This is a genomic window from Paenibacillus sp. FSL R5-0623, assembly GCF_037974265.1.
Classification (GTDB): domain Bacteria; phylum Bacillota; class Bacilli; order Paenibacillales; family Paenibacillaceae; genus Paenibacillus.
On record NZ_CP150233.1, the window covers coordinates 4,624,616 to 4,648,357 of the forward strand.

The 23,742-nt window shown below is 44.3% G+C and carries 27 protein-coding genes and 1 tRNA gene; 7 read left to right on the forward strand and 21 right to left on the reverse strand.

The features are described from left to right. The first annotated feature begins 78 nt into the window (after nucleotides 1-78). On the forward strand, nucleotides 79-384 hold the full coding sequence (locus tag MKY92_RS20275; protein WP_339297426.1) for a rhodanese-like domain-containing protein: 306 nt from the start codon (nucleotides 79-81) through the stop codon (nucleotides 382-384). A 144-nt stretch (nucleotides 385-528) separates the two neighbouring features. Here MKY92_RS20275 and MKY92_RS20280 read toward each other — a convergent pair whose 3' ends face one another. From MKY92_RS20280 to MKY92_RS20295, 4 genes are all read right to left on the reverse strand, one after another. Further along, nucleotides 529-1,038: a shikimate kinase gene (locus tag MKY92_RS20280; RefSeq protein ID WP_282320798.1), complete on the reverse strand. Its 510-nt coding sequence runs from the start codon at nucleotides 1,036-1,038 to the stop codon at nucleotides 529-531. A 373-nt stretch (nucleotides 1,039-1,411) separates the two neighbouring features. Continuing rightward, on the reverse strand, nucleotides 1,412-2,821 hold the full coding sequence (gene gndA / locus MKY92_RS20285; protein WP_221825361.1) for an NADP-dependent phosphogluconate dehydrogenase: 1,410 nt from the start codon (nucleotides 2,819-2,821) through the stop codon (nucleotides 1,412-1,414). 172 nt (nucleotides 2,822-2,993) lie between these two features. After that, nucleotides 2,994-3,593: a hypothetical protein gene (locus tag MKY92_RS20290; protein ID WP_076211433.1), complete on the reverse strand. Its 600-nt coding sequence runs from the start codon at nucleotides 3,591-3,593 to the stop codon at nucleotides 2,994-2,996. A 253-nt stretch (nucleotides 3,594-3,846) separates the two neighbouring features. Further along, a complete protein-coding gene (locus MKY92_RS20295) occupies nucleotides 3,847-5,139 on the reverse strand; it encodes an MFS transporter (protein ID WP_339297427.1) in 1,293 nt (430 codons plus the stop codon). Between the two features lie 177 nt (nucleotides 5,140-5,316). On the opposite strand from MKY92_RS20295, the gene MKY92_RS20300 reads away from it, so the two are divergent. Continuing rightward, nucleotides 5,317-6,792, forward strand: coding sequence for an aminotransferase class I/II-fold pyridoxal phosphate-dependent enzyme (locus tag MKY92_RS20300; protein WP_026080977.1), 1,476 nt, complete (start codon nucleotides 5,317-5,319; stop codon nucleotides 6,790-6,792). Nucleotides 6,793-7,000: 208 nt separating this feature from the next. On the opposite strand, the gene MKY92_RS20305 is transcribed toward MKY92_RS20300, so the two are convergent. The 5 genes from MKY92_RS20305 to MKY92_RS20325 all read right to left on the reverse strand — a co-directional run bounded on the left by MKY92_RS20305 (nucleotide 7,001) and on the right by MKY92_RS20325 (nucleotide 9,892). Further along, nucleotides 7,001-7,318 carry a DUF1292 domain-containing protein gene (locus MKY92_RS20305; protein ID WP_036614722.1) on the reverse strand — a complete coding sequence of 106 codons (318 nt, stop codon included), beginning with the start codon at nucleotides 7,316-7,318 and terminating at the stop codon, nucleotides 7,001-7,003. 97 nt (nucleotides 7,319-7,415) lie between these two features. Continuing rightward, nucleotides 7,416-7,970 (reverse strand): copper amine oxidase, encoded by a 555-nt coding sequence (locus MKY92_RS20310; protein ID WP_036614723.1) that lies wholly within the window; start codon nucleotides 7,968-7,970, stop codon nucleotides 7,416-7,418. 474 nt (nucleotides 7,971-8,444) lie between these two features. Continuing rightward, complete coding sequence (locus tag MKY92_RS20315; RefSeq protein ID WP_017687398.1) at nucleotides 8,445-8,624, reverse strand: hypothetical protein; 180 nt, start codon at nucleotides 8,622-8,624, stop codon at nucleotides 8,445-8,447. A 110-nt stretch (nucleotides 8,625-8,734) separates the two neighbouring features. Beyond that, complete coding sequence (locus MKY92_RS20320) at nucleotides 8,735-9,301, reverse strand: YdhK family protein (RefSeq protein WP_339297428.1); 567 nt, start codon at nucleotides 9,299-9,301, stop codon at nucleotides 8,735-8,737. Between the two features lie 171 nt (nucleotides 9,302-9,472). Continuing rightward, nucleotides 9,473-9,892 carry an organic hydroperoxide resistance protein gene (locus tag MKY92_RS20325; protein ID WP_017687397.1) on the reverse strand — a complete coding sequence of 140 codons (420 nt, stop codon included), beginning with the start codon at nucleotides 9,890-9,892 and terminating at the stop codon, nucleotides 9,473-9,475. Nucleotides 9,893-10,147: 255 nt separating this feature from the next. Between MKY92_RS20325 and MKY92_RS20330 the strand changes: the two genes are divergently transcribed. Continuing rightward, nucleotides 10,148-11,359 (forward strand): chromate transporter, encoded by a 1,212-nt coding sequence (locus tag MKY92_RS20330; RefSeq protein ID WP_339297429.1) that lies wholly within the window; start codon nucleotides 10,148-10,150, stop codon nucleotides 11,357-11,359. A 60-nt stretch (nucleotides 11,360-11,419) separates the two neighbouring features. Here the strand turns inward: MKY92_RS20330 and MKY92_RS20335 are convergent. The 8 genes from MKY92_RS20335 to MKY92_RS20370 all read right to left on the reverse strand — a co-directional run bounded on the left by MKY92_RS20335 (nucleotide 11,420) and on the right by MKY92_RS20370 (nucleotide 19,598). Then, nucleotides 11,420-12,747, reverse strand: a protein-coding gene (locus MKY92_RS20335; protein WP_260411030.1) for an IS3 family transposase whose coding sequence is annotated in 2 segments (ribosomal slippage) — nucleotides 11,420-12,378 and nucleotides 12,378-12,747 — 1,329 coding nt in all. Because the reading frame shifts where the segments join, the coding sequence is not laid out codon by codon here. 205 nt (nucleotides 12,748-12,952) lie between these two features. Beyond that, on the reverse strand, nucleotides 12,953-13,639 hold the full coding sequence (locus MKY92_RS20340) for a hypothetical protein (RefSeq protein WP_091028587.1): 687 nt from the start codon (nucleotides 13,637-13,639) through the stop codon (nucleotides 12,953-12,955). Between the two features lie 2 nt (nucleotides 13,640-13,641). Beyond that, nucleotides 13,642-14,640, reverse strand: a complete 999-nt coding sequence (locus tag MKY92_RS20345) for a hypothetical protein (protein WP_339297430.1) — start codon at nucleotides 14,638-14,640, stop codon at nucleotides 13,642-13,644. 1 nt (nucleotide 14,641) lies between these two features. Further along, a complete protein-coding gene (locus tag MKY92_RS20350) occupies nucleotides 14,642-14,899 on the reverse strand; it encodes a hypothetical protein (protein ID WP_339297431.1) in 258 nt (85 codons plus the stop codon). Between the two features lie 341 nt (nucleotides 14,900-15,240). Further along, nucleotides 15,241-17,451: a M1 family metallopeptidase gene (locus MKY92_RS20355; protein WP_339297432.1), complete on the reverse strand. Its 2,211-nt coding sequence runs from the start codon at nucleotides 17,449-17,451 to the stop codon at nucleotides 15,241-15,243. A 226-nt stretch (nucleotides 17,452-17,677) separates the two neighbouring features. Beyond that, entirely contained in the window at nucleotides 17,678-18,358 is a 681-nt protein-coding gene (locus tag MKY92_RS20360) for a hypothetical protein (protein ID WP_339297433.1), read from the reverse strand. 35 nt (nucleotides 18,359-18,393) lie between these two features. Beyond that, on the reverse strand, nucleotides 18,394-19,326 hold the full coding sequence (locus tag MKY92_RS20365; protein ID WP_339297434.1) for a recombinase family protein: 933 nt from the start codon (nucleotides 19,324-19,326) through the stop codon (nucleotides 18,394-18,396). 200 nt (nucleotides 19,327-19,526) lie between these two features. Beyond that, nucleotides 19,527-19,598: transfer RNA gene (locus MKY92_RS20370), tRNA-Val, on the reverse strand. A 204-nt stretch (nucleotides 19,599-19,802) separates the two neighbouring features. Here MKY92_RS20370 and MKY92_RS20375 point away from each other — a divergent pair. The 3 genes from MKY92_RS20375 to MKY92_RS20385 all read left to right on the forward strand — a co-directional run bounded on the left by MKY92_RS20375 (nucleotide 19,803) and on the right by MKY92_RS20385 (nucleotide 21,092). Continuing rightward, nucleotides 19,803-20,060: a hypothetical protein gene (locus MKY92_RS20375; protein WP_339297435.1), complete on the forward strand. Its 258-nt coding sequence runs from the start codon at nucleotides 19,803-19,805 to the stop codon at nucleotides 20,058-20,060. A gap of 238 nt (nucleotides 20,061-20,298) precedes the next feature. Next, on the forward strand, nucleotides 20,299-20,742 hold the full coding sequence (locus MKY92_RS20380; RefSeq protein WP_036614958.1) for a GNAT family N-acetyltransferase: 444 nt from the start codon (nucleotides 20,299-20,301) through the stop codon (nucleotides 20,740-20,742). Nucleotides 20,743-20,855: 113 nt separating this feature from the next. After that, on the forward strand, nucleotides 20,856-21,092 hold the full coding sequence (locus MKY92_RS20385; protein ID WP_105410271.1) for a DUF3892 domain-containing protein: 237 nt from the start codon (nucleotides 20,856-20,858) through the stop codon (nucleotides 21,090-21,092). 75 nt (nucleotides 21,093-21,167) lie between these two features. Here MKY92_RS20385 and MKY92_RS20390 read toward each other — a convergent pair whose 3' ends face one another. The 4 genes from MKY92_RS20390 to MKY92_RS20405 form a co-directional block, all read right to left on the reverse strand. Beyond that, nucleotides 21,168-21,449 carry a hypothetical protein gene (locus MKY92_RS20390; protein ID WP_339297436.1) on the reverse strand — a complete coding sequence of 94 codons (282 nt, stop codon included), beginning with the start codon at nucleotides 21,447-21,449 and terminating at the stop codon, nucleotides 21,168-21,170. After that, nucleotides 21,433-21,654: a hypothetical protein gene (locus MKY92_RS20395; RefSeq protein WP_339297437.1), complete on the reverse strand. Its 222-nt coding sequence runs from the start codon at nucleotides 21,652-21,654 to the stop codon at nucleotides 21,433-21,435. The genes MKY92_RS20390 and MKY92_RS20395 overlap by 17 nt, the downstream gene beginning before the upstream one ends. Before the next feature lie 145 nt (nucleotides 21,655-21,799). Next, the gene (locus MKY92_RS20400) at nucleotides 21,800-22,120 is read right to left on the reverse strand and encodes a DUF3889 domain-containing protein (RefSeq protein ID WP_221825383.1); all 321 of its coding nucleotides are present in this window, start codon (nucleotides 22,118-22,120) and stop codon (nucleotides 21,800-21,802) included. Between the two features lie 56 nt (nucleotides 22,121-22,176). Next, nucleotides 22,177-22,449 (reverse strand): hypothetical protein, encoded by a 273-nt coding sequence (locus tag MKY92_RS20405; RefSeq protein WP_339297438.1) that lies wholly within the window; start codon nucleotides 22,447-22,449, stop codon nucleotides 22,177-22,179. 298 nt (nucleotides 22,450-22,747) lie between these two features. On the opposite strand from MKY92_RS20405, the gene MKY92_RS20410 reads away from it, so the two are divergent. Continuing rightward, nucleotides 22,748-23,650, forward strand: coding sequence for a manganese catalase family protein (locus MKY92_RS20410; protein WP_339297439.1), 903 nt, complete (start codon nucleotides 22,748-22,750; stop codon nucleotides 23,648-23,650). The last annotated feature ends 92 nt before the right edge of the window (nucleotides 23,651-23,742 follow it).

Consider the following 23,742-nt stretch of genomic DNA (forward strand, 5'->3'; position numbering starts at 1 on the left):
TGTCGCCAAATTGACATTCCGTGCATCGCTTGGGTATCATTATAGGCGTTAAGTCCATACAGAAAAGAGGACCTGAATATGACACAAATAGCTGAAATTGAAACGTCTGAGCTGCGCCGCCGTTTACAGGCGGGAGAGAAGCTGCAGATGATAGACGTCCGCGAGGACGATGAAGTGGCGCAAGGCATGATCGAAGGAGCCAAGCATATCCCGCTTGGACAGATTCCGGACCGACTGTCTGAGATTGAGAAATCAGGTGAGATCGTAATCATCTGTCGTAGCGGTTACCGCAGTGAGCGTGCCTGTGAATATCTGCAGCAACTGGGATACGAAGGCTGTACAAACATGGTCGGCGGTATGCTTCAGTGGCATCAGGAAGACTAGAGTAATGTGGAGCGGATCGAAGTCATAGGTAACTTTAGACCTCTAACCTACTCTGCTCCTAGAAACAAACGGACGGGCCAATATGGCCCGTTTTGTTATATCTGCCACCATCTATTCAACCATCAAACTTCGATGATAACAAGCTTAGACGCGGTAATGCACTAAAATTAAACGAGTCACTTCAGCAGCGGATAACTCCGTTGTATCCACAGTATAATGTGCGAACCGATACGCGTCTTTCCGTTCTTCCATAATTGCCTGAATGCGCTCCTCTGCATTGCCTGCGAGAAGTGGACGATTGTCACAGCCACTAACACGCTCCACAATCACTGCCGGATCAGCAGTCAAGGCAACAACCCAACCATTCTTCAACATCACGTCACAATTATCCGAACGCAGCACCACGCCACCTCCGGTCGCTATGACCTGTGACTTCTTCTCCAGCACCGAGCACAACATGCGGCTCTCGGCATCACGGAAATACGTCTCTCCCTTGCCAGTGAACAATTCTGGAATCGTACAGCCTTCCTCTTTTTCCACCGCGGCGTCTACATCAATCAATCGATAACCCAGCTCACGTGCAAGCATGTCAGCGACGGTTGATTTGCCGGTTCCCATCATGCCAATGAGAATAATATTGTTAGACTTGCTCAAGGTGTACACTCCTTTAATTCAAGCAATTCGTGAGCACTTTTGTCCTATCATAACACAGCCCTGCGGACTGGGAAAGACCATCTCCTGACCGACTTCCTTTCGACCATCCGCAACCTTCCAAGACAGATCAAGTAACTTCCGGCATCTAAGCCTACGTCAGATCACCCTCAAGCAGTTTTGAGCCCCCAAACGTCTCAATCAGTGACCATCCCAGCAAACTAACAAACACCAATGACCTTATTTACAGTAAAAAAAGAGGCCCAGCGTTGACCGGCAATCACCGGAACGCCAAACCTCTTTTGAGCCTCTTAGCAGGCCAAAGCTCCTGCTTAATGGCGCTTTGACCAAATCTAATAGACTTGTATATGTGGTACTACTCCATCCAGTTGTGGTGGAAGCTGCCTTCTTTGTCCACACGTTTGAACGTGTGAGCACCGAAGTAGTCACGTTGAGCTTGCAGCAAGTTGGCTGGCAAACGCTCTGTACGGTAGCTGTCGTAGTAAGAAAGGGCGCTGGAGAAACCAGGTACCGGAACACCTTGTTTAACAGCAGCCGCTACAACTTCACGCCATGCGTCTTGATAAGACTCAACGATGTTTTGGAAGTACGGATCCAAGAGCAAGTTTTTCAGAGCTGCGTCTTTATCATAAGCTTCCTTGATGTTTTGCAGGAACTGCGAACGGATGATGCAGCCACCACGGAAGATCATGGCAATGTTGCCGTATTTCAGATCCCAGCCATACTCATCGGAAGCTGCACGCATTTGTGCAAATCCTTGTGCGTAGGATACGATTTTACTTGCGAAGAGGGCTTTACGCACGCTCTCGATGAACGCTTTTTTGTCGCCAGAGAATGCTTCAGTCGCTGGTCCATTCAAGATTTTGCTAGCTGCTACACGCTCGTCCTTCATGGCAGACAGGAAACGGGAGAATACGGATTCCGTAATCATGGACAATGGTACGCCGAGATCCAGCGCGCTTTGGCTTGTCCATTTACCTGTTCCTTTTTGTCCAGCCGCGTCCAGAATAACGTCAACCATTGGTTTGCCCGTTTCTGGATCGTATTTGGAGAAGATATCTGCTGTGATTTCGATCAGGTAGCTATCCAGCTCTCCTTGATTCCATTCCGTAAAGATTGCATGAAGCTCTTCAACGGAAACGTTCAGTACGGATTTGAGCAAGTGGTACGCTTCACCAATCAACTGCATATCTCCGTACTCGATACCGTTATGCACCATTTTCACATAGTGTCCGGCACCATCAGGTCCAATATATGTACAACATGGATCGTCACCGACTTTGGCCGAGATCGCCGTCAGGATCGGTTCAACCAGTTTATAAGCACTTTCCTGTCCTCCTGGCATGATGGAAGGGCCTTTCAGTGCGCCTTCTTCACCACCGGATACACCTGTACCGATGAAACGAATGCCTTTGTCTTCCAACTCTTTGCTGCGACGTTGCGTGTCAGGGAAGTATGCGTTCCCTCCATCAATGATGATGTCGCCCTCATCCAGGTGAGGAAGAAGTTGTTCAATGGTAGCGTCGGTTGCTTTGCCGGCTTGTACCATGATCAAAATTTTGCGCGGGGATTCCAGGGATGCTACGAACTCTTCAATGGAGAATGAGCCTGTCAGGTTTTTACCTTCAGCTTCTTTCAGAAGATCATTGGTTTTCTCCGGGGAACGGTTATATACCGATACTGAGAAACCTTTGCTTTCAATGTTAAGGGCCAAATTTTTGCCCATGACAGCCAGGCCAATTACGCCAATTTGTTGTTTTGTCATCTGGTCCTCCATCCTTTGCTCCAATTAATTTTATTGAAATAAATTCTCAACAATACTCCCATTTTAACGGTTTTATGTATAGAAGTGAACCCCGTGGCACAGCTACGCAACGAGAAAACACCCCAATCTGCTGAGGTGTTCATCGTATTTTCATAAATACGGCCTTATCTTGTCATCCTTCCAACATTAACAGATGCCCAGACAACTGTTTTAAGACTTCGCGGCAAGCATTTGCTTTTTCGATATTATCCATCTGCATGGCCGTGTAGAGGCGTTCCAGTTCATCGTCCACTTCCATGCGCAACAACATGAGTCTTTCCTCGCCTTCACGCGAGAGGAACATCTCTTCCATCTCTTCCGCCGTCGGCGCAGGTTCCTTTTGAAAAATGACACGCTGTTTGAACCCAGAGACTTCCACGAGCCGAATGACTTCACCGAATAAAATGTTCTCCACGGTCATCTGCTGATCCTTGAACCGCTTCACAACTGCATGCCCGCGTGTATCTCCAATCAGCTTCTCCAGCCACTCTGCAAGCTTTGCATCCTTAATGATATAATCTCCAGTCATCTTGTAGTTCCCCGTGCGTGTCTGTTGAAAGCGGAGCTTTACCAGCTTGCGGCCGGTCCGGACTGACAGGATAAAAAAGGATTCGTCCTCGCTCCAATATAGTGAATATCCCTCACGAATAAGGTCTCTGATCAAATTTTGGATATGCCGACGGTTGAACCGCAGCTCCAGATTGCAATATTCAACTTCATAACTCTTATTCACGGCACTCCCTCCATCTGTACCGGATCAACTCCGGCCCTCGTCTTCAATCGCTTCTACTCAATCGGCTTACCCTATTTTATACTTCATTTTATGTAAGGGTACTTGGTTATTTGACTATTTTTCACCGAAAGGACCGCCGGATTGCAGCTTTCCGCAGACGCACAGGGGCAAGCCCCCGATTATCGTGATATAACGGACGCAAAAAAGGGAGTTCCACAACCAAGACGGTTGGTGGAACTCCCTTTTCTTTTGCTTATTTGGCCGGAGCGGTGCGAAACGGATTACGGGATAACACAAAGTGCACTACGGCAAGTCCTGCCATGACGATGGCACTGCCAATGAATGGAGCCGGATGACTTACGTGGTCCCACAGCAGTCCGGAAACAATGGGGCCTACAACCATGCCTGATCCCTGCAATGTAAGGAAGAATCCCCAGATCGCCCCCCGCTCCCCTTTGGGAATCAGAGTGGCTACAAAAGCATTCCAGGCGGGCAAAATCATGGCATAACTGATACCCACCAGCATGACAACACCAAACACCACCGGAATGGATGTTATGGAGGAGAATGCAAACAGACTCGCCGCCGCCATCAAAAAACCAATGTTCAGGAACGGCTTGGTGCCAAATCTGTCTACCATTTTACCAACAGGCAGCAAGGCAATAACAGTTATTCCACCACCCGCAATCAGCAACAAGCTGTACAGATTCGGTGAGATGTGCAGGTCTGTGCGTGTATATAGCGTGATTACTGGACTGAGCAGCCCGATGACAAACGACTGCATAAACAGTGCAGGATACACCAGTGGATTAACATTAAGCGTGCTGCGTACCCGTTGCAGTGTGTCCTTTACACTCTTTTGCAGCCGTATGAACGGCGTGAGCAGATTCGGTTTGGCTGGATATTTCGCATCACTATTCTTCGCCGCTTGCTCGGCATGCTCGCCTTCAACAATGACACGTCCAGGAAGAATCATGGCCACCAGAATAACGAGAATGGCACAACCCATCAGCACGAGGAATATCGTTCGATAATCATGATGCGTGCGCTCCAGCAGCCAGTTCATGCCTATAGGTCCAAGCCCCGTTCCACCGAGAGCAGCCATCTCCAGCGCCCCCATTGCTGTACCATTCTTGTTCTGTGGGCCTGACATCGCCGTCACGCCTGTCATGGCGCAAGGCCAGAGCGGTGACGTACCAATGCCAAGAATCAGACAGGCCATGGCCAGTCCAACGGCACTTTTGAGAAAAAGGATCATAATAACAGCGATTAAGGTACAGATTAATGCTGTAACCATCGTTGCGCGGAACCCGATCCGTTCTGCTGCCCAGCCGGAAGGCGCCCGGAACAGATTATCTCCCAGATATTGAAGAGCAAATGCCACACCAATGACGCCTGCAGACAGACCCAGTATATTGTCCATATACACGGGCAAAACAGCTACCAACAGCGCTCCTTTGATAATTTCAACTAGAAAAAGTGTCAGCCACATCGCGATAAAAAATGGTGATCGCAAAATTTTGGCTGGTTTTGTGTCTGTTTGCATTCTTTTTCCCCTTTCGGTGTTCATTTGCCTATTCCCTATCCTTAGTGTAACCGTGGGGAATGTGCCCAAATCTCGGCAATTTAAAAAATTGTCGATTTATACTGTTGCATTCGGTTCTTAATTTGCTATACTCATCTTTGTTTACCAATTTTATTAGGAAGGGTTGTGACAGCACTGATGAATCACCACCGTACGCCGCTGTTTACCGCTTTAAAAAATCATGCGGCACTCAATCCGGTACAGTTTCATATTCCGGGCCATAAAAAAGGATTGGGAGCGGATACCGAATTCCGTGAATTTATTGGCGATAATGCCTTCTCCATAGATTTGATTAACATCGCACCGTTGGATGACCTGCATCAGCCAACCGGTGTCATTCAGGAAGCACAGATTTTGGCAGCAGATGCCTTCGGAGCCGATTATACCTATTTTAGTGTACAAGGCACAAGCAGTGCCATTATGACCATGATTCTGTCTGTATGCTCACCGGGTGACAAAATTATTGTGCCCCGTAATGTGCATAAATCGGTTCTGTCCGCGATTATTTTCTCAGGCGCGAAACCCGTATTTGTGTCTCCTTCACAAGATGCCAATCTGGGTATTGACCATGGAGTGACTACACAGTCTATCCGTCGCGCACTTGAGCGTCATCCAGATGCCAAGGCATTGCTTGTAATTAACCCGACCTATTACGGCGTGGTTACCGATCTAAAAGAGATTGTAGAGCTTGCACACAGCTACCAAGTCCCTGTACTTGTTGATGAAGCACATGGCGTACTCATTCATTTCCATGAGGATCTACCGTTATCTGCAATGGCAGCAGGTGCCGATATGGCTGCAACCAGTGTCCACAAGCTTGGTGGCTCCATGACACAGAGTTCCGTACTTAACCTGAACACAAAGAATGGGTTCGTAAATCCGCAGCGTGTACAGACGATTCTGAGTCTGCTCACCTCAACATCAACTTCATACATTTTGCTTGCTTCACTCGATACATCAAGACGTAACTTGGCTCTCCACGGTCGTGAGATTGCACAGAAGGCGATTGAACTAGCTGAATTTGCCAGACGTTCGATTAACGATATGGATGGCCTGTATTGCTTCGGTAGAGAGCTGCTGGGTACAGAAGCGACCTTCAATTATGATCCAACCAAAGTAACGATCCATGTTCGCCATCTGGGCATTACAGGGTATGAAACAGAGAACTGGCTGCGTGAACATTACAACATCGAGGTTGAACTTAGTGATATGTACAATATTCTGTGTCTCATTACGCCAGGAGATACGGATAACAGTGTGGATATCTTGCTGAACGCTTTGCAGGATCTCTCCCGTACCTATTATCAAGTGAACCCGGCCCATGAACTGGTCGTCAAAGTTCCGGATATTCCACAGTTGATGCTGACTCCACGTGATGCATTCTACGGTGATACCGAAGTGATTCCGTTTAAGGAATCCGCAGGACGTATTATCTCGGAATTCATCTATGTCTATCCGCCAGGAATTCCGATCCTGTTACCGGGTGAGGTTATCACCCAGGAAAACATCGACTATATCATCGATCATGTCGAAGTTGGATTACCCGTCAAAGGACCCGAAGATCGCAGCGTAACCAACGTTAAAGTGATCGTGGAAGCCGATGCCATTTTCTAAAACAACCTCCTTGCGCTGTGCAGGGGATAAACTTAAAGGACCAAGCCCTAGCTTGGCCCTTTTTTTATTTTATGGGACAAGCGAGTTTGCATTTTTCCGTCTATTTCGTCGTTCAAACCGGTGGTGTAAATACTCGTATACCTCTTAAAAAACAAACAAAAGGCCCCCTGAGATCAAGGAGCCTTCATGTTATGTTCCAAAAGAATGACTATTCTTGTGATGCAACGAGTTCGTTGTAAGCCGCTTCAACGCGGTTCCACTCTTCTTCGTCTTCAATATTGTAGAGCACCATTTCCTCGTCTTCTTCTTCCATACGCAGGATGATGCCGTCAGCTTCAGGGTTGTTACGTTCCAGCAGGAGCGCATAAACATGCTTCTCCACGTCAAACGTCTCCACCAAAACCATCTCCACGTCTTGGCCGTTCTCGTCTGTTAATGTGAGAAGGACTTCTTCATGCTCGTGGTCGTGGTCGTGGTCTTGCCCGCATCCGCAGCCATCGCCGTGTTCATGTGTGTGATCGCTCATTGAAATACCTCGCTTTATAAATAGAAATTGTGTAACCTTGCATATCGTAACATGTTCAATGACCCAGGTCAATTTAACTCACAGGGTTATTTTCGCTTCAATCGTTCAGCGCTGTAATGATTTTCTCCGCTACCAGGACGTAGCTGCTGTTTGCATTTTCTTTAATATGAAAGCCAACCTGATACTTGCCGGCACGACTGAAATCGTACGTAAAATCATATGTGCGGAACCAGAAGTTATCCTTCTGTGTCGTAAGCTCCTGGGACTGGATATCCTTCACTTGACCGCTTGGATTGGTAATCGTTACTTTCACCGCAGCTACATCTGCTGTTAGACTGTCCACTTGTGAAAATACATTGAATTTCAGCTTACCTACGTTAACGTTGCCAAATACAGTGTCTCCCTTGAAGAGAAAAATATGTACATTCGGTTTAATCACCGTTACTCTCTTGTTACTGCTGTCCCATTTGACGACGCCTCCGGCTTCTCTTACAGGTACATAGGTCGTTCCATCAATGAGATAACCTCCATCAGCTGCTTCCTTGCCGTTAATGAGAACACGAATCTTCTCATTCACCGAATCCGCAAACAATAAAGACCCGCCGAGCAAGGAGAATACCGTGACACAAAGCAATATTCGTTTCCATTTCATCCCGTCAATGTTCCCTCCCCTGCTGCTAGCTGTTGTACATTTATACTGCAGATTCATCCACAAAGTTGCGCTGTTTTTCATCATTTTTCATTTTTTATCCAGAATTTTTTCCACCCCTTGGAATGCACAAAAAGAGGCGATCCTCATTAAAGGATGCCCCTGATCTATTATTGTTATATATACGGAATTATACGAAGAGTTATGAAGAAGTGTGGCGGGTCAATATACAGGGAACGCCCTTGCCTAAAGCCCCTTCAATTCTCATACGTGCAGCATAATCCATGCCTCGTGTACATGGTGTCTTACATCTCTCGCATACATCCGATGTGACCAACTTCATGGATACACGTATTTTATCACTCTTTAATGCGGGAGCTTTCTTACCCTTTGCTTTTGCCATCCCGGATTCCCCATTTCCCCAAGTGCTTACTGATGTAATGCATCATATGGGGATTCGCCCGGTTGTGTGTCTATTTAAAAAACGTATTTAAATAATAAGAATATGACAAGGAGGATACCTCCGAGAATGAGCCAGTTGCTGATCTCATACCAAATGCTCTTGCCTCCGGACAGGTATTTCTGTTCATTCTCCTGATGACGCTGACGGTGAGTATCGGTCTCAGAGCCATGGGGTGGTTTGCTAAAATCCATCATAAGTACATTCCCCTTTCAGCAGTTTTGTGTAAACTTAATACCATTATAACCCATAATTGAGTATGAAATTGATTTTTCTGCATAAAAAGGGCTGTTGCATACATCTGGTCCTATTGGATAACAGATAATTCTTCTTCTGTGACCCATTTGTGATTCTTAACCAAATCTCCCCCTGTTGTCGGGGTATAATCAACCATATATACCGTTGTCTCTTCAGCAGAATCAATTGTGGCCTTCGCACCCTTCATCCCTTTCATGTGATCAGCGCTCAACACTACCTCAGAACCTGCCGCATACGGTTGTTCCTTATGGTCCTGTATTTCCTCATGGATAACCCATTTATGATTTTGCACGGGATCTCCGCCTGTTGTTGGTGTATACGTAACTGCATATACCGTAGTTTCATATGCTCCAACGATCTGTGCTCTCGCACCCTTCATGCCTGACATGTGGTCGGCACTCATCAGCGCCTGGCTTCCTACTGGGAAGGTGGGGTTGTTTTTTTCCCGTAGTCCTTCCGGTAGCTCTCCCGATTCAGAATGGTGCATCTCACCTGCGGCAGCTGTATGACTGTCATCGTTGCTTTCCATAGTTTGCCGAGTCTCCTTGCCACATCCACTCAAAATCAAACTGCCTGTAATCAATATAGTCGATAGGGTCAGTAAATATTTTTTCATGTTTTGCACTCCTTTAATTCTATTTGTATCATTCATTATACCCCCTACAGGTATGTTGCAATCATTATTATTGCTTTTTCCGGGCAGACGTATCTTACAACGGAGCAAAATAATACAAAAAAACCTCCGATTTCTCGGAGGCTTCTTATCAACAACAAATAGTATCAGTGATTACGCCAGTTCCACGTTAACATTCACGTTTCCTTTGATTCCTTTGGAATATGGGCAGTAGTCATGGGCAAGTTTCACAAATTTCTGTGCTGTCTCCTCATCCAGACCAAGGATTTTAACTTCCAAATCGACTTGAAGCTTCACGCCGTTATCCTCAGAGTCCGTCACCAACATTACGGTTGCAGCTACCGTACTTCTTTCAATCTCAACTTTGTGTTTCTTCAATTGAAACTCCAGTGCGGAGTTAAAACAAGCACTATACCCTGCTGCAAACAACTGCTCCGGATTGGTAGCTGTCGTCACTTGTCCTCCGAGTTCAGGCGGTGCAGCTACATCCAACATAAACACGTTATCTGGGGATTGTACGATGCCTTGACGTCCGCCTGTATTGATTACTGTTGTTTCATATAATGTTTTCATTTGTGAAAACTCCTTTAGTTGATTGGATTTATGTTGATTAAAATTCGACTTTTCTTTCATTGCTAACAATTACATTTTACACAATTTAATCGTGTATGTAAATAGTTAATGAAAAAAAATAATACAGTTTAATGCTGCGTTTAAACGAATAGCGATGATAAGGATTATAATTGTAGTCATCAGTAGAGGGAATTTGTCCTTTCTTAACTGTCACCATCGGATAACCTAAGTAAAACTTAAGGAGGGATAACACGTTTGGAGAACAATTCATTTCTAACCCCGGACAAGCCCAAACATAAATCCAGGGCTCTCTATGAGGTGCTGGCTATATCAACCAAACTTGGCCTGACTTCATTTGGAGGACCGATCGCTCATCTTGGTTACTTTCATGAAGAATATGTTCGCCGTAGGAAATGGATGGATGAACGAAGCTATGCAGATTTAGTTGCGCTATGTCAATTTTTGCCTGGGCCTGCCAGCAGTCAAGTCGGGATTGGAATTGGCATCATCCGCGGCGGTTTGTTGGGGGGACTGATGGCTTGGCTTGGTTTCACACTTCCTTCTGTCATTGTGTTAGTTTTGTTCGCTTTCTTTCTTCAAGGATTTGATATCAGCAGTACTGGCTGGATTCACGGCCTTAAGATTGTTGCTGTAGCTATTGTCGCTCAAGCGATATTGGGCATGGGGCAAAAACTAACTCCTGACCGTTACAGGGCAACCATCGCTATCTTTACTGCAGCGGCGACTCTTGTATGGCAGACTGCGTTCACTCCAATCCTTTTTATTGTTATTGCAGGCATAGTAGGCATGATCCATTTCAGAAAAATGACAGATAATAAGACAGCAGACTTGTCTGTTCCGGTGAATCGTAACTTGGCAATAGTCTGTTTGGCTACGTTCTTTGGAATCCTGATTCTGCTCCCGTTACTCACACCATTGGATCGTTCGGGATGGCTGTTATTCTTTGATAGCTTCTACCGTTCAGGATCACTTGTATTTGGTGGAGGGCATGTTGTACTTCCGTTACTGGAACGTGAATTCGTCCCTGCAGGTCTGATTAACAAGTCCGACTTTTTGGCGGGATATGGAGCAGCACAAGCTGTACCTGGACCATTGTTCACCTTTGCCAGTTATTTAGGAGCGATGATGCGTGGGGTTCCAGGTGCTTTGGTTGCAACAATCGCTATCTTTTTGCCAGCGTTCCTTCTGATCGTAGGCGCATTGCCCTTCTGGAATTCTTTATGTAAAAGCTCGAAAATTCAAGGAGCATTAATCGGAATTAATGCAGCCGTAGTAGGTATTTTGTTGGCATCGTTGTACGATCCGCTTTGGACAACTGCGATCCTAACTCCTGTTGATTTTGCACTGGTATGCATGTTGTTTCTAATGCTCGTTTTTTGGAAAGTACCACCGTGGATCGTTGTTGTTGCTGGTGCAGCAGGCGGTACTATCATCAACCTTCTCTAAATAAAAAAGGTACCCGTACACTTTAAAATGTACCCCTTGTAAAGGACAAATTAAAAAAGGTTAGGCTGCTTCAAGCTGCTGTCTGTATCGCGCAGGCGGCAGCTTGTTTAAGTTCCATTGACCTCGATAATGATTGTAATAGATCATGTAGCTTTTCACTTCTTGCTTAACCTCTTCCAGGGTCATACATGTTTTGAAATTCGTTTCATCTTTAAAATGCCCAAAGAAGGATTCTTGTGGAGCATTGTCCCAACAGTTTCCTCGACGCGACATGGATTGACCTAGCCCCATGTTCTTCACAAGCTTTTGAAACTTTGGGTTCGTATAGTGAAATCCTTGATCCGAATGAATCAACGCATTCGAGGTGAGATGACGATGCTTTTTGAGTTGTTTCAACGTCTCCATCGCAATGTCCAAACCGAGTGAAGCAGAGACTTCATAAGCTAAAATCTCATTACTTTCAGCATCTTTAATGGTCGATAGGTAGGCTCGCTTATTTTTCCCATACGTTAAATACGTGATGTCTGTTAATAGTACCTTACCTGCAATCCCTTGCTTAAAAGCTCGATTTAACGTGTTAGGACAGGTTCGATGCTCTTGGGTGGCCTTGGCCATACGACGTGCGGGATTCGCTTTGCGAATCGGACAAACGATGTTGTACTTTTGCATGACACGACGAATTCGCTTGAGATTGTATGTGACTCCATAGTGGAGCTCCAGCGTCATTTTGATTTGACGGGCACCTTTCTTTCTTCCACGGTAATGGTAGGCTTTCAGAACGATTGCTTTTACTTTCTGATCGTCTTGTTCCTGATTTTGACGATGTAACCGAGCATCTTTGCTACAATATTGGTAATAGCCCGAACGTGAAACTCCAGCAATTTCACAAAGAACATGCACCTTGCGTTGGAAAGGGTATGTATGCATCATCTGTTGAATCAGTTCGAATTTTTGCCGCGTACTTAGTTGGATGTCTTTTTTCTCATCTGCCTTTCGAGTTGATCGAGCTTTTTTAAGAATTCATTCTCCGCTTCAAGCCATTTCATTTTCGCTTCCAAACGGGCATATTTTTCTTCAAGACTTAATTCACGGGTCAGCGGACGGCCTGAGGCGTGTTTTCTACCGTCAGTTAATCCAGTAGGTCCTTGTTCTTGAAAAGCCATACGCCATCGATTGGAAGCCTTTCGAATCCGGGTAGCACCCAAGACGTCAAGGGGAAAGCCTGCTTCCTGAAAAATCTCACGGGGAAGCGTACCTTGACTGTATTCTTGAATAAATCGTTCTTTGAACGCATCCGTGTACGTAATAGCTTTAGCACTGACATTTTTCACATAGGGATTTCTTCTTAACTGATCTTGCTCTTGAGTTGTAAAGTGTTTTTTTGACATTCGCTTGACCACCGCTCGTTTTTTTATTCATTGTACACAAAAAGACCCTACAAGATGACCTTTTTTAAAGTGTCCATCTTATAGGGTACATTTTACTTGAACACTTTTTTTCAAAGTGTTCAAGTGTACGGGTACCCGATTATTCTAATCATACCTTTTTTACCGCTCCATGCAGATTATCGATTTATCCTCTTCGTCATTCCAATCAGTTGCTCCAGATATCCACTTTCATCTGTGCACATTTGAAATACTTGGCCTCTGCCTTGCTTGTAGTCAGTTTCAAAAGACACTGCAGTTCTCCATGTTGGAACAAACCACCGCTAAGGTCAGCAGCAACACCACCATACTGATCATCCGCACCAAGCCATACGGACGGTCTCTCGAGTCCAGCTGAGAACTGTAATCCGGTACAGAGCAGCACAGTGAGATTCTTACGGTTCTGTGCCTCATCTCCTGCTACGCCATGTGTGGTGAAGAACACCATGTTTTGATTAAAATCCGTGTACGTTCCATCTGCTTTATAGGCACGGACCATACCATACTTCTGATTTACATTTTGAAAAAAGGTGATTCCGGCCTTGCTATCCTTCGATTTAATGCCAACCTGAACTGAGATTCCAATGTTCCCGTTTAATTGTAGCGCTTCCAAAGTAATTGCAATTGCTGTTACTTTCGAGCTGTCAATCAGATGTTTCATTTTCAACTCTGCCGTGGCTCCTGCCGTTGTTGGTGTTGTAACGGTTATGGTCCCTCTGTCGGGCAAAGGCTCAAACGTAGGGGTGCCCACCACCTCCACCCAATCCGGTAACGTTCCGTAAAGAAAATCGGCCACAAGCTGTTTGTGAACCTTTCCAAAGGGCACGATCTGACCCGCTGCATCACGTATAACCATCTCTACACCCCCACCGAATAGGCTACACCGATATTATGATCGGTATTGTAATACACGTACACTACGCCGTCCATAACGGACACCATCAAGGATTGCATATTGGTCGTTTCCCAATTCAATGCCGGAAAATATATATCTGTAGGTTTGTCCAGCAGTTGACGTAAGTCTGCGCTGATCTTGGCAATGGCAGGCCGAGCTACTGTCGTAACCCCACCGGAAGCATAAGCTGATAACATGCCTATCCACCACATGCTCCCTTTGTACATAAATACACCAGCATTGGGTCTCGAAATATTTTCTCCTGCACTTAAAGTGGCATCATTCCCACCCATTAATGGTCTTGGATCAGCTAACCAGCTACGTCCGTCATGTGAATGCCAGATACATTTACGACCAAAGTCACCACCACCCATCACCGAGAAACCGATCCATTTGCCGCCATTTCTGAAACACGAGAAGTAACCGGTATGACCATCACCTGGAAACCCGGGAGGTTTGTCCAAAATCAAACCCACTCTTGTCCAGTTGATCATGTCTACAGAGGTCGCAAGTGCCGTCGATTGATTGATTCCCAGACCGTTTTGTTGATAATACATAAAGAACAATTGTTCTTCATCGTTCCAGATCACAAATGGAGTTTCCGTCGAATTCCCAACCACAGTGTCGAGATACACTTGTCCGTGTTTGGTCCATGGTCCTGTCGGGCTGTTCGAATAGGCTAGTCCAATTCCTCCGATGTGATTATGGTTGGTAGAATACGTAGCATAATAATCTGCTTTTGCATCAGGGATAAGCCCTTTTACCTTGATCGCCCGAAACCAATAGATCGATTGCAGACCCGCCATTGCAGCGGTATAGATAGGATTGTCCATTTTTTTATCAAATTGAGGCGTGTACATCCGTCTGGTTTCTGCATCGCAATAATCATAAGGTGAAGTGAAACTGTTGGCTGTGACATTAGCAGTCTGTTCTGCCTGGATATTTTTTTCGACCATTGACATGTTACACAACCTCCTTAACGTTCAGGGTGACAATGTCCAATGGAGAGAAGTATACTATTTCCGATGCGCCCTTTAATAGATTTGAGAGATCAACAACATTACCCATACTCGCAGCCGGCCCCTGAATAACACGAATGATAGAGCGAATGCCTGCATTATATGAATACGCTTTCATTTTGTTAATTCCTTTGCTTTCCTTACCGTTGTGATCAGTGACTGTCTCTTTCCATGGCATGCCAGGATAATGTTGATCCTTCATATTAATCCCTCCTATTGTTTTCTCACGATAAGTATATTCATGAAGTTACCTTTCTGTTAAAGCATCATGCCCTTTTTAAGGCCTAATATTCCAAGACTGGTTTGCAAAACAACATAAAATTTTATCTCCTTTTAGACTTTTTGAAGGTTATATCTTTCCTATGGAGGGGAGTGAGTTATGCAACCATCGGTTTGCTTTTGTTAAAATGACTAAACAGGCTAACCAATAACAATTGGCTAACCTGTTTAGAGGAAGAAACTGCAATATAGATGTTCTCTTAAACAATTATTTCGTGGTGTTACAGGGGATGCTTTCTTCACTTTTCTAAAACCAATGACTTATTACTCCGCAAAAAATGAAGATATGGGATTCGCTACTTTTTTATTGGATTTCTCTTTGCCTTGGTGATCCAATAGATAGTATTGGTAAAAATCGTTAGTGAATCCGACAGACTCTTGTATTTTCAGCTTAAAAGGTTCATATGCCGCATCACTCAGATGATCCTCATTCCAGAAATAATGAAGCAGCAATCGATTCTGGTTATAAGGATGTTTGATCACATATGCACCAGCAGCGAGAGGTTGATTCATGGTATTCTTCCAAGGAAAACCTGTCTGTTTCGCCCGATCGATCATGCTGGATTTTAAAGCCTGCACCAGACCGTTTGACTTGGCATTGCCAATGACAATAAGGTTGCTGTTGCCGATCTCTTTTTTCATCTTTTGCTTCAGTTCCTTGCGATCCCGTATAACGTCGTATTTCATACCGGTCATATCCAGGAATCCGGTCAACTGATTAACCATATCTTCCTGCTGTTTAGTTGCAAGCTTACTCACCTGATCGCTGAGCACAATGGTTAATTCCTCGCCTTGAAGGACTTTGTCCATCAATCGATTCATTACTTCATAAGGCAGATTAGGGATCATGCCCATGACAGCCTGATACTGTTGTTGTAACATGTCATGTACATAGGCGGCGATCTCTTCCTGTGATAATTGGTATTCCGGCTTTAAGACAAAGTTAGGCTGATATAGAGCCATTTGCATTTCTGTACGTACTTCCTTACCAAGCACATCTTCAATGGTGTGGAGCAGCCCCTCTACCGTTGCATTTTGGTACACGTAGCGTTTGAAATATGTCCTCATGAACTCGTCAAATTTCTCTTCACCGACGGAACGGTAAAGCTGATAGATGGCTTGTCTTCCCTTCTGATAATATACCAAACCTGCCAAATCCCCAGCTTCATCGTTTGTTGACGCAATCGCCATATCTACGGGCGCAGTATCAAACTGTATGGATCTGAACCCATTTAGCTTGTCTCCCTGTTTCTCGGCAAAATACACCATGGAGAAATCAGCAAAGCCTTCATCCAGGAAGGATTCTGTCTCCGAATTATTACCGATCAATGCATGGAACCACTGATGCGCTATTTCATGAACAAATGTTGTGTCTTCTTCTGGAACAGCACCATTTGGAATCTGTCCCATCTGAATGAGCCTCGCATACTCTACGGCAACGCCTTGTACATACGTCTCGACAATTCGGAACTCTGGATAGGGATACTTGCCATATTTTTCACTATAAAAATCAATGACCTTGAATGCCTGATTAATGTACCGGTCAACTATCTTTTTCTTGGATGGATCATCGTTAAAATAGTAGTATTCCACCGTCAGACCGTTACGGGTAGCGCGTTCCACTTGAAGATTAGGACTTGCAAAGAAAACAAACTCCCTCGTATTCTCGGCTACAGCAGACACAATCTTACGTCCATGTTCTGTACTGTCTTGAGTGGTGTTCGTGCCCGGCATAGCTACCTGATACTCATCAGGAACATTTAATTGAACTTCAAAGTCCGATGAGGTGTAATAATCGCTCTCAAATGTTCGACTATACGGTGCCTTGTTCCATTGATGCTTAACCTCGTCGTATACAGACATCACCGGGAACCAGTGTGCACCATTGATCATGTCTTTGTAGTAGGAAACTCGCTCTGAGCCATAGGGTATATTCAACTGAAACTCCAGTTGGAATGATACCGATTCACCTGGTTGTACGGGCTTCTTCAACTGCACGGTCAACGCTTGGTTTTCCTTATGGAAGTCCAGTGATTGGCTATCTGCGGTTACAGCCTGAATATCGATGCCACCCAGAAAGTCCTCCGCTGTTTTCTCCGGATGATCTTCACTAATCTTTTCATTATGCTGTTGGTACATGCTCGCCTGTGTAGACTTGGAGAGGTTTGCATCAGCATATGTATGGAGGACCAGCTGCTGGAGTGCATCCTTGCTTGTGTTTCGATACGTCACCTTCTCGCTCCCCTGGATCGTCATGTCCTTCTCATTCAACCGAGCCTGGATCTGATATTGAATCGGGGTCTGCTCTAGAGAGTCTTTCTGTGTGTTATGTATCTTCGTAGATACAGGCGCTGGGTCTGCTTCCGCGGCAACAACCCCCATGTTGGCAAGTGGGCTTGTTGCCAGTATTAAAGCCAGTGTACCCGCGATCCCTACTCTGGCTAACTTTGATGTAAATGGGTTTGAATAATTCATAAGTTCTCTCCTTCTCCTGTTCTATGTTGACCTCAGAACCAAGTATAGAAGACGAACCTTACGCTGAATTTATGTTTTATTTAAGTTTTGTTTAAAAAGAGGAGAGAAACTGAAGCTATCGCAAATCACATTCATGTTTGTATGTAAAAAAAAGAAAAGAAGCCTTACATTGTAAGGCTTCTCGTATATGATCTGTAGTGGGCTCGAACCACTGACCCCTACCCTGTCAAATAAGTGAGCTCTTACTATCCTTACTCTCTCTGTATAGATGATCGAGTAATTCTTTTATTCCACCCTTGATTTCAACCAATATTTTTTCTTTGCTAATGTAGACCACGTCTAACAATGTGCTTAACATCATTTTCTTCTTCTCTGTTGAAGCATTTGTAAATACATCCCGCCAAACTGGGAGATCATCTTTTAGAGCCTCCATCTCTGATATCTCCATTTTTTTGGAGGATAACAATTGCTCTATTCCCTTAATGTCTTCAGTAGTTTTCTGAATTTCGTTTTCTTTTTTCTCGATAAGACCATTGAGCATTTCTGGTTTGAATGCGCTCTTACCCATTATAGATTTTGGAACCTCAGCGTTTAATGTCACAAGCTCCTCGTAGTTCTCTTCCAGTAAATTTTGCATTGTTTTTATTTTTTCCTCTTCTTCATTAGAAACCTTCTTTTTTAATGATTCAATTTCTGATTGGAAATCTATTGTTCTGAGTTGACTTAAGTATACATCCACTCTTTCTAAGACTTGTCTCTCTACCTTCTTTGAAGAAAATGTTGCCTGTCCGTTACAATCCGTCTTTCCTTGCAATTTTCCACTACAACGGTAACTTTTATTCTGATTGTATCTGACTATTTCTCCATTAGCTGCTTTGTATTTATTTACAAATGTAGTCGTGGTCAATCTAGAATTACAACAACCGCATCTGGCTATTCCAGTTAAAAGTAAACTTCTTTAGTGCTTATGGGAATGGAATTTTCATTTCTTTTTGGATTCTTAGGGTTCTTTTTATCCCTTATATCCTGTACACTATTCCAATCCTCTTCTGAAACTATCATTAATTCAGGGATTGGTTTTGAAAATATATCGTCTCCTTTTTCTTTTCTGTATCTCATTACTCCTTTGTAAATTGGATTCTTAAGTATAACGTTTACAGTAGGAGCACCCCATTGTTTTGCTTTTCTTGTCGGAACATTTTTTTCGTTTAGAAGTTTAGCTATTCTTAATTGTCCGTAACCTTCTTCAAGCACTAGTCGGAATATTTCTTGTACGATCTTTGACTCTTCTTCGTGCTTACACAGTTTTTGCAGTGCTTTTCCTTTTTTATTTACATTACCGGAATCAACACTTTTATACCCGTAGGGAATACCTCCTCCCCTAAAAATACCATCTTCGACCATCTGTATATGTTTTTCGTTGACTCGTTCAGAGGTCTTCCTACTTTCATCGCTTGACTGCCAAAACCTTAAGTAGTTGACCATCCGATCGGTGTATGCTTCAATTTTTTGCTGACCTTCTATTACAGACCACATTTCTACCCCTTTGTTTACAAACCACTCAAGTACAAAGGGAGTCTCATCATCTTTTCTTCCAAGCCTATCAAACATAAATACCAACAAGACATCGAATAAACCATTCTCTGCATCCTCTTTAGCCTTTTGGATAACATCACGCTTCGAGGCAGGTACTTTAAAACCTGATATCCCTTTTTCGGTATATTCCTTAACTAGCTTCCATCCCTCTTGTTTCTCTACCATCTTCCTGCATGCTCGTTGTTGCATTGGAATATCGTTCCCGTCCATCTGACCTTTTGTGGACACTCGATATAGTGCCGCAACACGCTTTATTTGTCCCATTCCATCAACCACCATATCTTTTTTTCTGTATTATTTTTATCGATAGTCGTAACTACTTTCACTGCTTAATTTTATCCAAATTGTACCATTAAGTATGTTTATTATCAACAAAAACCACCTACACATATTATTGGAGGTGGCCATAATATTATATATATAAAAACAACTCCTCTTGAGATATAATTCTCAAAAGAAGTTGCCTTTAATTTTTCATATAGGACGAGTGGGGATCGAACCCACGACCCTTACCCTGTCAAGATAATGCTCTCCCGCTGAGCTATCGCCCTGTAATAATTAAGATGTATCCATCGTGTCCATACTACTAAACTTAGCTGAGCTAACAGATCATGATATATAATTGTTTCCCAATCAAGTAACAGTATCATATCAAGTAACCGTGTTCATTGTCAATGATTTATTTGGTTATAATTCACCCGAAATGGTGCACAATAAAGGAAAGATTACCATTTCTACAACGAGGTGAATTCCCTATGAGAAACATAACAAAATGGTCAAGATCCAATAAACATACATTTACCAAATGCTTCTTCCCCTGCGTTGGGCTTGTGATTCTCAGTACAACCGTTACTGGTTGCGGCTTGGAGAAGGATGAACATACGGTACAATTCCAACAATTACAACAGCCCAATGAAAATGGTGAGTCTCTGCCCGTCTGGCTGGACGTGTACTCCAATTCTGTAATTCAAGATGTATATTCTCCGCGAGGAAGCAGTGAAGTCTTGCCGTGAAGGTTAACAGATGAATTACTCATCTTCATCCCACTTGCGTGAGTATGCTTTCTTGGTCACGTAATACAACAGAGTAATCATTCCCGCCGACATTAACAATGTAATTACCATGATGCCTGCCATGCCCATCACTACCCCCTCCTCTCCCAATATGTTCCAGACTTCACTATACAGGAAAAACATTTTTTTGTATAATTCAGTCTGATATGTCGCGCAAGAGCAGAAAGAAGGAATGGAATTGGCAGCTGAGATTAGTTATGTATCAACAGAAGAACAACTGGAGCAAGCCCTGGGAATTCGCCATCACGTTTTTGTGATCGAGCAACAGGTGCCTGCGGAGATTGAGATTGATCAATATGATGTCATCAGTCCAGATGTGCATCATGTATTGTTAAGTACGGATGGGCAAGCTGTAGCCACAGGACGTCTGATCTATTACAGCAAGGATACGGCCAAAATGCAGCGGATCGCGGTGCTTGAATCTCATCGTTCATTTGGTTATGGACGTGTGCTTCTGCTCGCGATGGAGGAGCTGGCACGTGAACTCGGCTTATCCTATTCTGTACTGGATGCGCAGTGTCAGGCACAGAAATTCTATGAAAAGCTGGGTTATGAAGTGATTTCGGAAGAACCTTTTTATGATGCAGATATTTTGCATGTTCGTATGAGAAAGAGCCTGTAAAACCTCCGCGTTGGCAGGTCTTTATTAGCATATGGTGCATACTTCCGATGAATTGGGATAGGCTAATCAGGTAAGCAGATTCCTATCTCGTCATATAAGGAGAGTGTGACATCATGGATCAAACAACACGTGAGAGTTTCACAGCTGTACAGAAAAATGGTGACGGTGACCTGACAGCCTTTCAGACTTCAGCAGGACGTGTACTGGATTATCAGCAGGCCCTTACAGAAGTACAGGCTGGCGCTATTGCCGGTGTGAATGTATTTAAAGGCAAGGATGGCGAAATGTACATTCGCGGCGATGCCGACGGTGACCCAACTAACAACCTGGACCAACTTCCCCATTTCTAAAATAGATGCACATGTCGTACATGTGACACAGTAAGCGCCGATCCGGATATCCGGGTTGGCGTTTTCTTATTATGATCAGTAGTCCGTAAAATATTTTACGGAGTCCCCGGAAGACTGGCTTTTGCGAATCGGCTGTTGTACCTGTTCCCAAGCCTGCAATATCTGTATCCCTTCCAGAGTAGACCGGTTCTCCCAGGCGATATGCCCGGTGCGTTCAAGCTCCAGCAATGACTCATGAATGAATGCTTTGCTTCGTCCGGTCTTGTTCTCCAGTTCATCCATTCGCGGCAACCTGCGCCGTTGCCCTGCATAGTTCACCATAATACGCAAAATCTTGCGTTCAAAATCGTTCAGCATACTTTACCTCCCCATTCAGATCGGTAACAGGACGCCATGCCAGAATACCTTGCTCCAGAAATGTTCGGGGTGAGCCTTCTTTTCCCGCTGATGCTCTAATCATCCCGCCACGTACACTGTTAATTCGAATCTGTCGCTGCGTAATCTGCCCTGCACGATCCATGTAGACAAGCTCCACCATCTGGCCAATATATTTCCCTAGCATAATCATCCCTCCGATAAGAACGTTTGTTTGTATTTCATATTATATGCGAACATAAGTTCTTTATTCAATAGTAAAAAAAGGATTTTGTAAAATAAAAAAACCAGACTTTCACCTTAATCATTAAGGCAGTCTGGTTCATAACGGATCAGTGCCGATCCGATTCCGAAAATTGTACTTTCTTTAACTGTTGTGTAGATGGATTAAAATCAACATTCACATAAACTGCGAATTGCTTGCCGTCTTTAGCACGAACCCATAACTTGAACTGTTCCCGTGATTGATCCGCTGTTAGAGAGGTGCGACCGATATGCTTATAGTCCAAGATATCCACATTATACTTGGTCTGTGTTTCTTTGACCGCAATAATTCCCCACTTCGCATAATCAGGGATAGCGGTCCCTGATCCTGATGTAATTCCAGCCAAACTCAGGACTACCGACATGACGGTAACGATGAGCATTCTCATTTCACTCACTCCTTGGGACAATATGTTTCTGTTATATTGCCCGTCCGGTTTTCATTTTACACGAATAAACGAAAGATCCAGGCCAGTGGCCGCAGGGAAAAAGGAACCACATGAAAAAGTCGGTCAAACGAATCAGGAGGCTCCGTCTGGAAGCTCATTCCCCAGTCACCTGAGAAAAAGTGTTGTTGTGTCTTCGGCTCCTGAGGACGATCCAACCCGTATTTCTTTTCAAGTAACTGCCTCGTTGCTTCATCCACCTGAACCTCGTTCGTAACGTCGTATGCTGTGGCAGGCTCGTTGCTTATGTACATCTGAATCACTAGAAACATCACAATCCTAACTATTTGTATCCAACGCTTGTTCATCTCTTACTCCTTTATGGATTAATGGCTCTCTTCTCTTGTACGTGAAGACTTGTTTGAATGTTTTATTATACAAAAATTTTACCATAGTAGGAAATAACAAGTGGTAGAAAATATGCGGCTTGCGTTATGCGATGCTTAAGTCCCATTTGGTTGTTTTTTTGTTTAAAAAACCCAATAGACGTGTAATAGGCCATGACAGAGTGACTTCACGATCTTAAACCCTACACGATCTGTAATACCAATTTGAGGAGGTTACACCCGAATGTTCAAACGCTTGGATGAAATTCTGATTGAGATTCCCAATGTCGAGAAGCCAGATCCGAATGCTGCGGCAGCCATACAAGAATTGCTCGGCGGCAAATTCGGAGAAATGTCAACGTTGAACAACTACCTCTATCAATCGTTTAATTTTCGATCCAAAGAAAAGCTGAAGCCCTTCTATGACCTCGTCATGAGTATTACCGCTGAAGAATTGGGTCATGTTGAGCTCGTGTCTCATGGCATTAACAAGTGCCTCAGAGGTTCAACCGAGTACAAAGAACCCGACGATACGCCGCTAGGTTCCGTAAAAGATGCTCGTCTGTCGTATCACTATCTGGCAGGTGCACAAGGCGCAATGCCTTTTGACTCTATGGGGAATCCATGGACGGGAGCAAATGTCTTCAACAGTGGCAACCTGGTCGAGGATCTGCTGCATAACTTCTTCCTTGAATGTGGCGCTCGTACCCATAAGATGAAAGTATATGAGATGACGGATCACCCGGCAGCCCGGGAAGTCGTCGGTTTTCTGCTTGTACGTGGCGGCGTGCACGTGGTTGCCTATGCAAAAGCAATCGAAATTGCAACCGGCGTAAATGTGACCAAACTGATTCCGATTCCTTCACTGGATAATAAGGCTTTCAATGAAGCTCGTAAATATGAGGAAAAAGGGGTACACACCAAGCTGTATACCTATAGTGATAAAGACTTTAATGCCATCGATCAGATCTGGAAAGGAACGCACCCCGAAGATGGACAACCTTTGGAGGTTATCCAAGGCATACCTCAGGGATTCCCGATTCCAGAAGCCCCTGCGGTCGAGGAAGAATTTGCACCGGGTATATCGCAAGAAGACTTCAAAGAGATTGCACGTCGTCTGAAGATGGCGGGGAATATTGCGGATTAAGGAACAATTTGTTTAACAGATTCTTTCCCTATATATATTGTTAACTGTATGTTTAAGTGAAGCCCTCGAACCCTGCTGCTGAATGCAGAGCG

Bases quoted from the DNA above. Each gene is read 5' to 3' on its own strand.
- MKY92_RS20300 (WP_026080977.1), top strand. From the start codon at position 5,317: ATGAATCACCACCGTACGCCGCTGTTTACCGCTTTAAAAAATCATGCG.
- MKY92_RS20350 (WP_339297431.1), bottom strand. From the start codon at position 14,899: ATGAAGGATCAACATTATCCTGGCATGCCATGGAAAGAGACAGTCACT.
- MKY92_RS20315 (WP_017687398.1), bottom strand. From the start codon at position 8,624: ATGATGGATTTTAGCAAACCACCCCATGGCTCTGAGACCGATACTCAC.
- MKY92_RS20375 (WP_339297435.1), top strand. From the start codon at position 19,803: ATGAGAAACATAACAAAATGGTCAAGATCCAATAAACATACATTTACC.
- gndA (WP_221825361.1), bottom strand. From the start codon at position 2,821: ATGACAAAACAACAAATTGGCGTAATTGGCCTGGCTGTCATGGGCAAA.
- MKY92_RS20390 (WP_339297436.1), bottom strand. From the start codon at position 21,449: ATGCTGAACGATTTTGAACGCAAGATTTTGCGTATTATGGTGAACTAT.
- MKY92_RS20345 (WP_339297430.1), bottom strand. From the start codon at position 14,640: ATGTCAATGGTCGAAAAAAATATCCAGGCAGAACAGACTGCTAATGTC.
- MKY92_RS20305 (WP_036614722.1), bottom strand. From the start codon at position 7,318: ATGAGCGATCACACACATGAACACGGCGATGGCTGCGGATGCGGGCAA.
- MKY92_RS20400 (WP_221825383.1), bottom strand. From the start codon at position 22,120: ATGAGAATGCTCATCGTTACCGTCATGTCGGTAGTCCTGAGTTTGGCT.
- MKY92_RS20320 (WP_339297428.1), bottom strand. From the start codon at position 9,301: ATGAAAAAATATTTACTGACCCTATCGACTATATTGATTACAGGCAGT.
- MKY92_RS20355 (WP_339297432.1), bottom strand. From the start codon at position 17,451: ATGAATTATTCAAACCCATTTACATCAAAGTTAGCCAGAGTAGGGATC.
- MKY92_RS20395 (WP_339297437.1), bottom strand. From the start codon at position 21,654: ATGCTAGGGAAATATATTGGCCAGATGGTGGAGCTTGTCTACATGGAT.
- MKY92_RS20295 (WP_339297427.1), bottom strand. From the start codon at position 5,139: ATGCAAACAGACACAAAACCAGCCAAAATTTTGCGATCACCATTTTTT.
- MKY92_RS20385 (WP_105410271.1), top strand. From the start codon at position 20,856: ATGGATCAAACAACACGTGAGAGTTTCACAGCTGTACAGAAAAATGGT.
- MKY92_RS20310 (WP_036614723.1), bottom strand. From the start codon at position 7,970: ATGAAATGGAAACGAATATTGCTTTGTGTCACGGTATTCTCCTTGCTC.
- MKY92_RS20325 (WP_017687397.1), bottom strand. From the start codon at position 9,892: ATGAAAACATTATATGAAACAACAGTAATCAATACAGGCGGACGTCAA.
- MKY92_RS20410 (WP_339297439.1), top strand. From the start codon at position 22,748: ATGTTCAAACGCTTGGATGAAATTCTGATTGAGATTCCCAATGTCGAG.
- MKY92_RS20405 (WP_339297438.1), bottom strand. From the start codon at position 22,449: ATGTTTCTAGTGATTCAGATGTACATAAGCAACGAGCCTGCCACAGCA.
- MKY92_RS20275 (WP_339297426.1), top strand. From the start codon at position 79: ATGACACAAATAGCTGAAATTGAAACGTCTGAGCTGCGCCGCCGTTTA.
- MKY92_RS20365 (WP_339297434.1), bottom strand. From the start codon at position 19,326: ATGGTGGTTGATGGAATGGGACAAATAAAGCGTGTTGCGGCACTATAT.
- MKY92_RS20340 (WP_091028587.1), bottom strand. From the start codon at position 13,639: ATGGTTATACGTGATGCAGCGGGTCAGATCGTGCCCTTTGGAAAGGTT.